The sequence below is a fragment of the Winogradskyella endarachnes genome, assembly GCF_009741275.1.
Taxonomy (GTDB): domain Bacteria; phylum Bacteroidota; class Bacteroidia; order Flavobacteriales; family Flavobacteriaceae; genus Winogradskyella; species Winogradskyella endarachnes.
The window spans coordinates 280,212-293,674 of the sequence record NZ_WOWS01000005.1 but is presented as its reverse complement, the minus strand read 5'-3'; the positions used below and the strand labels follow the sequence as shown (position 1 = coordinate 293,674).

The window sequence follows — 13,463 nt, the reverse complement described above, 5'->3', positions numbered from 1 at the left end:
GCGGACCATGGCAAGATGCGTTAGTATTTAGCAATGTATCAGCAGGTGAACATGAGGTTATAGCCAGAGATAAGAATGGCTGTGGAACAGAGACTGCGACAACGTTTATCGTAGATTACCCATTATATTTTACACCTAATGGCGATGAATTTAATGAAACTTGGAATATCACAGGTATTGGAAGTAATGCAAAAATTTATATATTTGACAGATACGGAAAACTGTTGAAACAATTGAGTCCAGATGGAAGCGGTTGGGACGGAACATATAATGGTAGTTTAATGCCAACCAGTGATTATTGGTTTACAGTAGAATACGACGAACCAGGCACTGATATCCGTAAAGAATTTAAAGCCCATTTTACCTTAAAAAGATAACTAAAAGGCAGTGAGAAATAATGTGCTCAGATTGATATTTTAAATGTTAATCTAAGATTGTAATCTTATGTTTTAAGCTATTACCTAATTCGTCCGTAACAGTAATTATGTGCTCACCAGTACTTGGTAAAACAGCCATGTCGTGTATGTCTTTTGTGCTGCCAATGTATTCACTATCAATATACCAATGTAATTCTATTTCTGGCTTAGAGTGCGCAACTTTCAAGATTAAATCATTGGTTTTACCATTAAAATCTTTGGGTAAATAAATAGTACTTTGTTGGTTTGGGTATATAAACTCCATGGAAATACCAGAAGATTCTACACAATCATTTCTAAAAGGAGGTAATGGTTTATAATATGGATTTTTGCTCTTAAAATAATGTGCTTGTAAAGGTGGTAAAACAAACCAAGATTTATTGATAATATTTGAAATGGCTTCGCAAGATGAATTAACTTGATAACGTTCTGCTACATCTAAATGCACTAATTTATGAAACGGACAAGGTTCTGTTTTTTTTCCGCTCGCTTGTATAAATTGCATTTCTGTAGCATCACAAATAGAGGAAGCTCTATAACCACTTTTTTTACATATTTTAACCTCTAACATTTCATCAAAAGGTTGATTAAACCAATTGCTTTTTGGTAATAAATCAAAAACATCAAATAAAATTGGTGCAGCAGTTTGCACACCAACTAAACCAGGTCGTCCTTCGCCATCTGCATTACCAACCCAAACGCCAACCACATAATCTTTAGTAGTGCCAATTGCCCAAGCATCTCTAAATCCAAAACTTGTACCGGTTTTCCAGGCGATTTCTTGAGAAGAATCATAATATTCCCAACTTTCATCACTTTGTGGACGGTTCACTTGCTTCATACTTTCAAAAGTTAAATATATAGAAGCCGCATCAAAAACATCCTTTTGTGTAGACTGCTTTCCAAAGTTAATAATCTCATCAGATTTGTAAATTGGTTGGCAAAATTCATTTGAATAATACTTACTAGAATTTTCATTAAAATGATTTAAAGTTGAAGACAGCGCAGCATAGCTTTTACATAAATCCCAAAGGTTGCTCTCTGCACCGCCAAGCACTAGCGATAAACCGTAATGGTTAGCATTATATTTTAAATCTTTAAGTTGAAGTGCTTTGAGGTAATGGTAAAAACGGTCTAGCCCAAACTCCTGAAGCATTCGCACAATTGGTACATTTAGAGAGCGAGATAAGGCTTCATTGGCATGCACAGCACCATCGTAAGTTTGGTTATAATTTTTGGGTTGGTAACTGCCAAATTGTGTTGGTACATCTGCAACTAAAGTATTGGGCAATAAATCACCAGCATCTAACATAGCAGCATATAAAAAGGGTTTTAAAATACTACCTGTGCTTCTTGGTTTATCTACAATATCTACACTTTTTTGGTGCGCGTCATCTGTTGGTGAGTTACCAATATAAGTAAGTACTTCTCTTGTTTTTACATCTAAAACTAATACAGATATGTTGTAGATTTCATTCTGTTTTAAATGATTGTAGTGTTGTTTTACAATGGTATTTGCTTGTTCTTGTAACGCAATATTTACAGTTGTTTTTATACGTTCACCTCTATTTTTTTTTGCAACTTTTTGAAGTAAATGAGGTGCAATTTGTGGTAATGGATATGGTTTTTGTGGTAAGCTTTCTGCTATTGATAATTCATAAGTGAGTTGGTCAATTATCTCGTTATTATATAATTTTCTCAACAAACGATTACGTTTGTCTAGTAATCGCTCTTGATTTTTACCAGGATAAATTAAACTAGGTGCATTTGGTAGTACCGCTAATGTTGCGCTTTCTGCCCAAGATAAATTATTGGCATTTCGGTTAAAATATCGCCAAGCAGCAGCATCAATACCTACAACATTTCCTCCAAAAGGCGCATGACTTGCGTATAGATTTAAAATTTCATCTTTAGATAGCCTAAATTCTAGTCTCGTGGCAAGAATAATTTCTTTTAGTTTTTCAAAATAAGTTCTAGATTGTCCTTTTCTAGATAACCTGATAACTTGCTGTGTTAATGTGCTTCCGCCTCGTTTTACAGAGCCAGAATTTAAGTTGCCTTTTAAAGCTTTAAATATTGAAACAGGATTAAAGCCAGGATGTTTATAGAAGTATTCATCTTCAAATTGAAGAATACATAGTTTAAATTTATCTGGTACACTATCATTGGCGGGAAATCGCCATTGGCCATCATCCGCAATTAAAGCGCCAAGTAGTTCGTTTGAGTCACTAGTAATTACAGTTGCTGTTGGGTCTTTAAACAATGTTTTGGGTAAGCAGAAATAATAGGCAACAAGAAGTGTCAAAATCACCATTGATTTTACCCTATGTCGATTTAAGAAATTGTGGAATTTCAAAGTTTTAATTAGTTTACTATAAATATTAGTCGAGATTAAATTGATATTCACGTTCTACTTTACAAATCTTTACATTATACCAATTATACCACTGTTCGCGTCCTTTTTGTTGTGCTAATAAGTGTTCTGCATTTGCTTTCCAAGTTTTTATGTCTTCTAAACTTTTCCAATAACTAACAGTTATTCCTATTTGGTTTTTTGCAGAATCCATACTTATAAAGCCATTTTGCTTTTTAGCTAATGTTTCCATTTTATGTGCCATTTCAGTATAGCCAGTTGTGGTTTCTGTTTGTGTAGAAGTAAAAATTACAGCGTAGTATGGTTTAAAGTTATTCATGTTTATTTTAATTACAGCTAATTTTGTTAAAACCTTTGATACTTATTTCAAATTAACTAAAAATAGACCTAATAGACTTAAAACCTATTAGGTCTTATAATAGATTAACAACTGCTTGGCATTTTAAATTCAATGACTTTTTCGGTGATATTATCTTCGTAATCCGTAAGTATAATTTTAAGGAATATACGTTTTGTAGATATACCAACAGGATAATCTTTTAGGTTTTTAATCTGCTTAAAATAATTTACCCAATCTTCTCCACATTGGTCTGTAACTTCACTATTTAATTCGTTAATAGAGGTTTTAATAAAGCTCTTCCAATCATTTTCACTGTAAGTTAGTGTTTCAAACGTATTAGACGTTATTTGTTTTAAAGGCTTCCATTCAGAATCAAAATGTTTCCAATCTTTAGATTCGCATTGTGCATTTTCGCTCATAAAAGAAATACTATTTTCGTAGAGTTGAAAAATGCTTACATGTTTATAGTCATTCTCTACAAGTACAATTTGTTTTCCTTCTGGTGATGCATTTGTGTCTACATTAACAGTGGTAGAATCTTGTTGTTTTAAATGGTGTGTTCTTTTAAAATCGCTAGTGGCTAAATTTTTAATTTCCACGTCTACTTTATCTAAATGAAGCCGAATGGTTTTAGAAATTTTGGTTGGCGACAAATAACCATTGAAAACGTACCCAATATGGTTGCGAGTTTCAACTTTTACCCAATTGCCACTTACTTTTTTGCCGGCATCTAAAATTACAAGGTTTTTGTTAGTGTTTTCAATAACACCTATTGCTTCGCCATATGCCAATTTACTTAGCATTTTACCACTAATATCTGGTTGATCTCTAAGAGATAATCCACTTTCTGCAGCCACATAAACTGTTTGCTGTGCTGATACAAATGCTACACTCATTAACATTACAATCGCTAAAATCTGTTTTAAATTTTTCATAATTTTTAAATTTATAGTTAAACAATTAGCGGTTTTGTTTCTGGGATTCTTGTCTGTCGACCGACAAGTATTTAGTTTATTTAATCTTTTGTTATACTGAACTTGTTTCAGTATCTAGTCTTTTATATTTCGTCATTTCGATTGAATTTCAAGCTTTTAAGAGCCTGAAATTTGTATGGATAAACATAGATGTTCTCGATACAATTCTGACGAAAAAGTCAGAATTACTCGAACTGAGGTCAGTTGTTTTTTAGACCTCACAGGTTTTAAAAACCTGTGAGATTCACTCAACCTTACTTTTCAACTGTTATCCATTCACCTTTATTTCTTACCAAATAATCGTTGTCATACATGGCTTCGGCTTGTGTACCAGGCAAATAATAAGTGCCTAAGTAAGATGCATTAAGTAATACCGTAAAAGTTTTAGTGCCATATCTGCCTTTTTTGTTCATGTCAAAATAAAAATTAACTCTATCATCTCTAATATCTGTATATCTCGCTTGGCTTACTGTTGTATCTCCAAAATCTGTAAATCTTGTGTTTACAATATCCCAACCCGAAGGGAAAATTTGAGTTAAAGCTACATCTCTAACATAATCATTTGTTAAGTTAGAAATGCTAACAGTTGCTACAAAATCTTGCCCTTGTTTAAGCGTTTTTACATCTAGTTTGTTGCCTTGTAAATCTTTGTAAATTGTAGATATAGTAAACCCTCTTTGTTCTGCTATTTCTTCGCCTAATTTTAATTTTCCTGAGTTTAAAATACGCACATAAACCAAGTTGTCTTTTGCATTTGTAATATGTAATTGATTGGTACCATCATTTACAGAAATATTACGTTGTGCAATGGCGTTTTTAGTATCTACGGTTTCTGATTTTCCGTTAATGGTGTAATTAAGTTTTAATTCTTTTCCACCGTTTTTAATTACCATTTTACCCATAGCTAATAAACTATATGCAGTGGTTTGTGTACTCATCCAATTATCACTAGATAAATCTTTAGCTATAGTTTTTGCTAATTCTCTTACTTTAGAATCGCCTGTAATAATCATGGTTTCTAATGCCATAGCTCTATTTCTATCTACAGAACCATAGGTGTAATAGTTTGATCTTGGTGGCTGAAAATTGATATTTGCAGTTTTTGAAATAGCATCACTTGCTTCTTTTTGTCCGGCTAAAGCATAAGCAGCAGCAAGTCGCCATTTGGCTTCGTTAGAGATTTCTTCAAACTCACGTAATCTATTCATGCTTGCTAAATCAGGACTTCCAGCTAAAGCTAAAGTATATAAACGGTATGCTTGTGCTAAATCTGAATGGTACACCTTATAACTTGGTCTCCAATTTCTTGCCGCTTGTTTTTGGTAGGTTAGCCAGTTACTCTTAAAAGTTAATGGTAGAACAAACCCTTTTTTCTCAGCTTCAATCATAAAATGGCCTGCATAACTTGTTCCCCAATCATTAGCGGTGTTTTCTCCAATCCAATAACTCATGCCACCATTTGGTTGCTGAAAATTGCCTAAACGTTTAATACCTTTTTCTATATTGTTTTGAACTTCTTTTTTCTTTTTAGATGTTAAATCGAAAATATCTGCTAAAAATAATTGCGGAAATACACTCGATGTGGTTTGCTCTAAACATCCATGAGGATAACGTATTAGGTATTGTAATCTGCCTGTAAAATCCATTGGTGGTAATGTTGAAAATTCAACGGTTGCAGAATTTGTACCTGGTACGCCAAAGGTTGAAATATCTATAGTTTGTTTTGCATTAGCTTCAAGTTCATGGTCAATAATTTTAGAAGTAAATGGATTAGGGTTTTCTACATCAATCTCTACTTTATATGTGGATTTTTCACCATTTCCTGTTGCAATAACTTCAACCGTATTAATACCTTTTGCTTTAGTGACATCAAGTTCAAAATACACCATTTTTTCATCTGGTTTACTAAATTGAATAGATTGAGACGCATTGCCTTTTACAGTAATTCCGTCGCTTAACTTTAGAGATAAGTTAACATTTTTTACTTTCTTTTCCATAGCAAAAACGGTAACAGGAAGTGTAACTTTTTCACCAGGACTCAATTTACGTGGTAAAGTAGCTAAAACCATTAACGGCTTTTTAACCTGAACCGACTTCTCGGCATTACCGTAAGCTTCGGTTTTGTTATTACCAGCAATAACCATTGCTCTAACAGCACCAATATAATTTGGCATTTTTAGTTGATGCGTTTTAGATTTCCCGGCATCTAAAAGAAATGGTCCTAAATAGGTTACTACAGGTTTAAAACGGTTGGCTTTTTTGTTTTTTCCGCCAACAGCATTTCCGTCACCACCAATAGCAAATACTTGATCTATACTACCAGAATATGCACCAATGACATCATCGAATATATCCCAAGTTTTTACACCTAGAGCTTCACGTGCATAGAAACTATTCCATGCATTTGGTGTTTTAAAACGTGTTAAATCTAGTAAGCCTTCCTCTACAACAGCAATGGTATAAGTCATTGCTTTGTTATTTTTTTCGGAGACTTTAATCTCATAAGATTGCTCTGGTTGTATAGCGTCTGGCATATTAATAACAGGCTCTAATTTTGTGGCAGGGTTTTCTACCATCATAGGTATAACACCATATAAACGAATCGGTAAGTCGTTAGACGTAATAGCATGAGGTTGTAATAACGAGATGTTAATAAAAACATTTGGAGCCATATTTGGTGTTACAGGGATATCAACAGTTGTTTCTCCTGGTGTAGTTTTTACCCATTGGTGTTGTATTACTTCTGTTCCGTTTTCTATACTCACTAAAGCTCTGCCTTCTGAGCCAGAAGGGAACGTTAACTTAGCAGTTTCACCAACATTGTAATTTTCTTTATCTGTAGAAAATACTAACATTTTAGCAGCTTCTTTATTAGAAGAAGGATTTGTAGACCACCAATTTTTATAGAAATAAGCTGTTCTGCCTGTGGCATGACCACTTACAGGGTCTACAACCCTAATTAAATAGCGTCCTCGTTCATCTTCAGGGATGTTAAGTTTAAAACTTCCTTTACCATTAGCATCTGTACTCACAGAAAATGACTGTACTGGTCTGTGGTAATTACTAGAAACGTAACTAGATAAGTTGTCGTAAGAGGAATTCCACCACCAACGCCATTCTATTTTATAAACTTTTACTTCTAAGTTTTTACGTTGTACAGGTTTGCCATCTGCTGTAACTGTTGCTACATCAAAAGTGTGATTTTCGTCGGTAAAAAAAGAACCGTAGTTGTTGCCTTTTGGTGATTGTAGACCTACAAAACTCTTATAAGGTGCATAAGGCATGGTGAACGCATCTAGTGAAAAATCACCTCCATTTTCAAAAGCTCTCACTAAGAATTGCGCTTTTAACATACCTGGTGCGTTTTTACCAATATTTAATTTTGTATTAATTATGGCGTTTCCATTTTCGTCTAAATTACCTTCAAAAACATTGGTTTCTTCAGAATTAAAAGTTCTTGTAGGGTCATTAAAAACGTAATTTTTAAAACCATCGAAGCTTGTATAAGAGGTTGTGAATTTTGCTTTTATTTCAGCTTTTAAATTTTTTGCGGGTGCACCATGTAACCAAGTAACGTTTAAATCGCCTTGTAATGGTTTATTGTTGGTTAAGATTTCATTTTCAAAATCTATTTTAATTTTTAATCTATTTGGTTTTACTGTTTCAATCTTTAAATTTTTAGAGAATGTTGCACCACCAACAGAAACCTTAGCATTATAGTTTCCGGTTTTGTAGTCTGACGACGTTGGTACTGTAAAATCGTAAAAATTATTAAGATTGTCTATTGAAACTTTTCTGTATACTAACTTGCCAACAGGATCTGTAATTTCTAATTTAACAGGATGACGTTTAGGTAATTTATTTGCGACATCATTAAGCATAAACGTTAAAAACAAACTATCACCAGGTCGCCAAACGCCTCGCTCACCATAAATATAACCTTTAAGTCCACGTTGTAATCGGTTACCAGACACATCAAATTTACTTAGTGATAAGGACATTCCATCGTGTAACTTTACATAACTCACATTATTGCCTTTAGATACTACAGCAAAAGCAGCTCTGTTTTTAGCATCTATTTTGGTAATACCTTCTTGGTTAGTAGTGCCATCTGCTAATGCTTGTTGTTGGTAATTGTACAGTGTAACTTTTGCACCACTTTCTGGATTGGTAGTTAATATATTTGTTACCGCAAATAAGTAATTGTTATCATTGCCTTGCTTTACAATTACGCCTAGATCTGAGCTAATTAAATTTTGTGACACCACACGGTTTCCGTAATTAAAGTAAGAATCTGTACAGGGATTGTCTCTGTCTCTCCAGCGGTAATTTGTGTTTCTGTAACTGTAGGTTAAATTATCCCAATAACGTTCTTCGCGCAGGTTTTCTTCTTCCTCTGTTAAATTTTCTGAGGTGTAATAGTCTTCTTCATAATAATCTTCGTAATAATCATCTTCATCTACGTTGGTAGTTTCTGCGTTAGAGGTACAGTTGTATAAAGAGTAGGCTTTTTTGTAGCTTAACTCTACACGATAAATGGCGCCTGGATCTGCGGTAAGATATTTAGATAAATCAATACTATAGGCTTTCCATTTACCAGTATTTTGATTTTTATCTTGTATTAATGTTATTGTTTCCTTTGCGATACGCCTTCCTACTTTTTTAATGGCATATTGATCTTGGCTATCAATATTGTAATCTTGAAGAAATTGAAGAACGTTATCCTCAAATATTTTTATAATTCTTACATCAACCTTACTTAGGTTTACGGCTTCAAAATTAAATTTTAAATTATTTGAATTTGGAAGAATACTACCATTATTTATTAACCTTACACTTGGTTTTAATTCTTCAAATGTTAAAATTTCAGAAAATGGTTTTTTAAGTTTAAAACCATCAGTGTTTTTAATGCCTTTGAATACATCTACTTGAATATTACCAGCTAACTTAGTGTCTGGATAAACTTTTAGTACATTGCCATCTACAATAAATTTAGGATTTTTAGCACCTTGAAGCGATACTAAACCAGCGAAATTTTGTTGCTTAACTAAAGGGTCTGAGAAGTTGAGTGATAGATACTGTTCTGGACTTTGAATAACATCTGTATTAACAATTACAAAGTTGTTTTTACCAGGAATAGTTATAAAATTTTCGCCTTTATTTTCTGCCTTTATCGTTGCACCATCCCAAGAAATATCTATTTTACTGTCTTCAACTAAACGTTTAATACTATCAATTTTAAACTCAAAGTATTTGGAATATTCTAATTCCTCATTCCATACCAATTTTAAAGCTTTTGAGTTTTGCGAAGCTGATACCAATTGTTTTGCTTCGGCTATTGAAATAACATCTGCAGATTTTAAATTGGCAAATAAAAATTGCCACTCTTTATTGTAAGATTGTAAATTTTGAGTAGTAATATTAAAGCTTGGCGTTATGGTTTTAAATTGAAAGGTATAGTCTTCAAACTCTTTAGCAATATTTTTATAAATTTCCCCAAGTTTTACATTTACCGTGTATTCTGTAGAAGATTCTAAATTTTCGTCTGGTGTAAAAAGTAGTGTGTGATTATTCATGGCTTTTAATTGGCCTTGAACATGCGGTGTAATTTTAATAAGGTCTGTTGGTAAATCTTTGTCAATTTCCCAGCCACTAACCGAATCTGCAAGGCTAATTTTTATGGGATCTGCAACAGAAACTAACCCAGAGGTAGTGTAACTAATATAATCTCTAAACTTAAAAATATTGTCGGTTTCTACTGTTTTGTCTTTACAAGAAAATGCAAAAATTGAAATAAGAAGTAGGAGGATGTGTTTTTTGATATGCATGGCGTTGACAGATTTAGAGTGAAATTACGATTTAAAAAGAAGGTAAGTGCATTCTTGTTAAATAAGTACTGTGGTTTTTATAGGTTTAGATTTTTAACTCTTGTTAAATTGTTCTTAAAGTTATTAAAACCTTAGCTTCGAAGACAATATTTTGTTGTTAAATTTACAGAATAAAGGAGGTAATTAGATGAAACAACGAACCTTTCAATGCGCTTCCTCTTTTATTGCATTCTCATTTTCTGGGTTTAATTCTAGCGATTTCTTATAGTTTTTAATACCATTTTCTATATCTCCTATGTGCACAAGGCACTCGCCATAACTATCATAAGGGTTCCAAGATTCTGGATACAATTCTATATTGAGTTTAAAGATTTTTAAAGCATCTTCTGGTTGCTTCTTTGTGTTTAAATAATAATAACCTAACGAATTTATATAGCGTTCTGAAATGTTGTATTCTGGATCTTTTCTATCTTGAGCTTTTATTACTGCAATAATTTCATCAGATGTTTTTCCTGTGTTTATGAGTTTGTCTAAAGTTTTGTATTTTTGAGTAACTCTTTCAATATCCTTGTATGGGTTCCCTAACTCTTCATTGATTAATAGAAAAAGACTATTAGCATCTTCTTGTATGGATTTTAAACTCCTAAAAGTGTCTAGTTCTCCTAAATTTTTGGCAAAATAGTATGACACTATAATTAGAGCAATTTCTGAATAGTTATCTTCTATTTCTAAATCCTTATAAAGTTGCTCATTAACTGTATTTGTTCCATTTAATGAAATAAAATTAGGATTGTACCCTAAGGCTGTAGCTCTACCTATTTCTTTTAAAAAATAATCGTAATTATCTTTACTAGCTTTAAAAGTCCTGTCTTAATCATTTTTTAGTTCAATAAGTTTGTTTCTAATGTCTGTAGGCATCAATTTTATGTCACCTTTGGCTTGTAAGGTTGCTATAGTATTGGTGTTAAAGTTAGTGTAAACAGGAGTAGTATATTCAAGTTCTTCAGAACTTATTATTATTGTTTTAGGATTTTTTTGGGTTGGTAGTTTTTTTACAAATTCGTCATAAGTGACTAAGTAATTTGCCTCTAAATTATTTAAATCATAGTGTATACGATTATAGTCCTTAGCCAATTCGGTAATTATTTGATGGTAATAATTTTCTAAAGTATTATTAGTCTTCCTTTTCTCGTTCCAATTATTTATCTGAAGTGCAATGAGAATACCTATAACCACAAGTACAATCTCACCAACAGCATATTTAAGGTATTTGCCTGTTTTACCTGTTTCTACAAGGTTGTATCTTATTTTTCTAAAAAACTTTATCATTTGTTGGTGATTGATTTTAGTGGTATGGTTTATAGGTGTTTGCGTATTTAAGAATCTAATTTAACAAATAAAAACCGAATAGTAAACTTGATAACCTTTTGCTTAAATACTACAATTGACAATTATTTAAATTCTTTATCTAATTATGATTTTCAAGCTCTGCAAAAACAGCCTTTAGTTTATTACAGGATTAAGTTTAACGTTAATAGGCTTTTTTGTTAAGACTTAAAAGATATTCGTTTTTCAAAATCTAAATCTTCAAAAACTTTAATATCATCTAAGGATTCATAAGCTTAAGAAATAGAACAACGTAAGTTTAAATCATCAAAACAGTTTTAAGTCACTAGAAAACTTCAAATTTTCATAGATTAACGTGATTGGGATAAAGTATTAGGTGTCCATTAGTTTAAAGACTTTAGGTTGCAATTTTGGGTGTAAAAAATAGCATAATGTTAACCTTAAATAAATTAACGCTATTTGCAACAGTTGCTACGGTTAAAATTTAGTTTTTATTAGTAACTTCGTGTCAAAATTTAATAATTCACAAAATTCAATCATATATGGAAGCAATTGCTGCCGATTTCGGAATACAGGACGCTTTAAATCAGTTAGGTGTTAAGAATCTAAATGAAGGCACATCCACAGGATCCAATAATTTTTCTAATGGAGAAATTATTGAAAGTTATTCTCCTGTAGATGGTCAGCTAATTGGTAAAGTAAAGTCTACTACTAGAGCTGATTACGATAAGGTAATGGATGCTGCAACCAGCGCCTTTTTATCTTGGAGAGATAAACCAGCACCACAACGTGGCGAAATTGTACGTCAGTTTGGTAATAAGTTAAGAGATTTAAAAGAACCTTTAGGGAAATTAGTGTCTTATGAAATGGGTAAATCTTTACAAGAAGGTTATGGAGAAGTTCAAGAAATGATTGATATCTGTGATTTTGCTGTTGGGTTGTCACGTCAATTAAATGGTCAAACGATTCCTTCAGAAAGACCAGGTCACGTAATGAGAGAACAATGGCATCCAATAGGTGTTGTTGGTATTATTTCGGCTTTTAACTTTCCGGTTGCAGTTTGGGCTTGGAATACCGCTTTAGCGTGGATTTGTGGCGATGTTTGTGTGTGGAAAGCCTCTGAAAAAGCGCCTTTGTGTTCTATTGCTTGCCAGAATATTATTGCAGAAATTCTAAAAGAGAACAACTTACCAGAAGGTATTTCTTGTATCATTAATGGAGATTATAGAGTAGGTGAGTTTATGACAACAGACTCTAGAATTCCTTTAGTGTCTGCAACAGGTTCTACACGTATGGGTAGAATAGTTGGAAAAACGGTTGCTGAGCGTTTTGGTAAATCATTATTAGAATTAGGAGGAAACAATGCTATAATCATTACACCTTCTGCAGACTTAAAAGTTGTAGTCCCTGGCGCTGTGTTTGGGGCTGTGGGAACATGCGGACAACGTTGTACATCTACACGTCGATTAATCATTCACGAGTCTGTTTACGAAACAGTAAAAGATGCTATTGTTGGGGCTTACGGTCAATTAACTATTGGAAATCCATTAGATGAAAAAAATCATATAGGTCCGTTAATTGACAAAGATGCGGTGAATACGTATTTATCAGCTATAGAAAAAGCAAAAGCAGAAGGCGGAAATGTTTTAGTTGAAGGAGGAGTGTTAGAAGGCGAAGGTTATGAATCTGGTTGCTATGTAAAACCAGCAATTATTGAAGCAGAAAATGATTTTGAAATAGTACAACACGAAACTTTTGCGCCTATTTTATATCTCATGAAATATTCTGGTGATGTTGAAAATGCTATTGAAAAACAAAATGCAGTTGCACAAGGTCTATCATCTGCAATTATGACTAACGAAATGAAAGAAGCAGAGAAATTCTTGTCATATGCTGGTTCAGACTGTGGTATTGCAAATGTGAATATCGGAACCTCTGGCGCTGAAATAGGTGGAGCTTTTGGTGGTGAAAAAGAAACAGGTGGAGGACGCGAGTCTGGCTCTGATGCTTGGAAGGTATACATGAGAAGACAAACCAATACAATTAACTATTCAGATGAGTTACCATTAGCACAAGGTATTAAGTTTGACTTATAGGTTGAACAAAACTATAAATAATAAAAAAAGCCGTTTCATTTGAAACGGCTTTTTAAATTTTAGCATTATTTAACGCAACCCTCTAGTG

8 protein-coding genes are annotated in these 13,463 nt (G+C 32.9%); 2 read left to right on the top strand and 6 right to left on the bottom strand.

Annotation, left to right across the window (positions count from 1 at the left end; translation table 11 throughout):
• On the top strand, positions 1-377 hold a 377-nt coding region (locus tag GN138_RS13435; RefSeq protein WP_157364520.1), incomplete at its 5' end, for a T9SS type B sorting domain-containing protein.
• Between the two features lie 46 nt (positions 378-423).
• On the opposite strand, the gene pbpC is transcribed toward GN138_RS13435, so the two are convergent.
• The 6 genes from pbpC to GN138_RS13405 form a co-directional block, all read right to left on the bottom strand.
• Positions 424-2,730 carry a penicillin-binding protein 1C gene (gene pbpC / locus GN138_RS13430; protein WP_197429353.1) on the bottom strand — a complete coding sequence of 769 codons (2,307 nt, stop codon included), beginning with the start codon at positions 2,728-2,730 and terminating at the stop codon, positions 424-426.
• 67 nt (positions 2,731-2,797) lie between these two features.
• Positions 2,798-3,109, bottom strand: a complete 312-nt coding sequence (locus GN138_RS13425; protein WP_157364518.1) for an antibiotic biosynthesis monooxygenase family protein — start codon at positions 3,107-3,109, stop codon at positions 2,798-2,800.
• A gap of 104 nt (positions 3,110-3,213) precedes the next feature.
• Positions 3,214-4,065 (bottom strand): SH3 domain-containing protein, encoded by an 852-nt coding sequence (locus tag GN138_RS13420; RefSeq protein WP_157364517.1) that lies wholly within the window; start codon positions 4,063-4,065, stop codon positions 3,214-3,216.
• Between the two features lie 293 nt (positions 4,066-4,358).
• On the bottom strand, positions 4,359-9,932 hold the full coding sequence (locus tag GN138_RS13415; protein ID WP_157364516.1) for an alpha-2-macroglobulin family protein: 5,574 nt from the start codon (positions 9,930-9,932) through the stop codon (positions 4,359-4,361).
• Positions 9,933-10,136: 204 nt separating this feature from the next.
• Entirely contained in the window at positions 10,137-10,622 is a 486-nt protein-coding gene (locus tag GN138_RS13410) for a hypothetical protein (protein WP_157364515.1), read from the bottom strand.
• Between the two features lie 180 nt (positions 10,623-10,802).
• The gene (locus GN138_RS13405) at positions 10,803-11,261 is read right to left on the bottom strand and encodes a DUF6090 family protein (RefSeq protein WP_157364514.1); all 459 of its coding nucleotides are present in this window, start codon (positions 11,259-11,261) and stop codon (positions 10,803-10,805) included.
• Positions 11,262-11,821: 560 nt separating this feature from the next.
• Here GN138_RS13405 and amaB point away from each other — a divergent pair.
• Entirely contained in the window at positions 11,822-13,375 is a 1,554-nt protein-coding gene (amaB, locus tag GN138_RS13400; protein ID WP_157364513.1) for an L-piperidine-6-carboxylate dehydrogenase, read from the top strand.
• The last annotated feature ends 88 nt before the right edge of the window (positions 13,376-13,463 follow it).

Excerpts from the sequence above, each read along its gene's own strand:
- pbpC (WP_197429353.1), bottom strand. The coding sequence starts at position 2,730 with ATGGTGATTTTGACACTTCTTGTTGCCTATTATTTCTGCTTACCCAAA.
- GN138_RS13425 (WP_157364518.1), bottom strand. The coding sequence starts at position 3,109 with ATGAATAACTTTAAACCATACTACGCTGTAATTTTTACTTCTACACAA.
- GN138_RS13420 (WP_157364517.1), bottom strand. The coding sequence starts at position 4,065 with ATGAAAAATTTAAAACAGATTTTAGCGATTGTAATGTTAATGAGTGTA.
- GN138_RS13415 (WP_157364516.1), bottom strand. The coding sequence starts at position 9,932 with ATGCATATCAAAAAACACATCCTCCTACTTCTTATTTCAATTTTTGCA.
- GN138_RS13405 (WP_157364514.1), bottom strand. The coding sequence starts at position 11,261 with ATGATAAAGTTTTTTAGAAAAATAAGATACAACCTTGTAGAAACAGGT.
- amaB (WP_157364513.1), top strand. The coding sequence starts at position 11,822 with ATGGAAGCAATTGCTGCCGATTTCGGAATACAGGACGCTTTAAATCAG.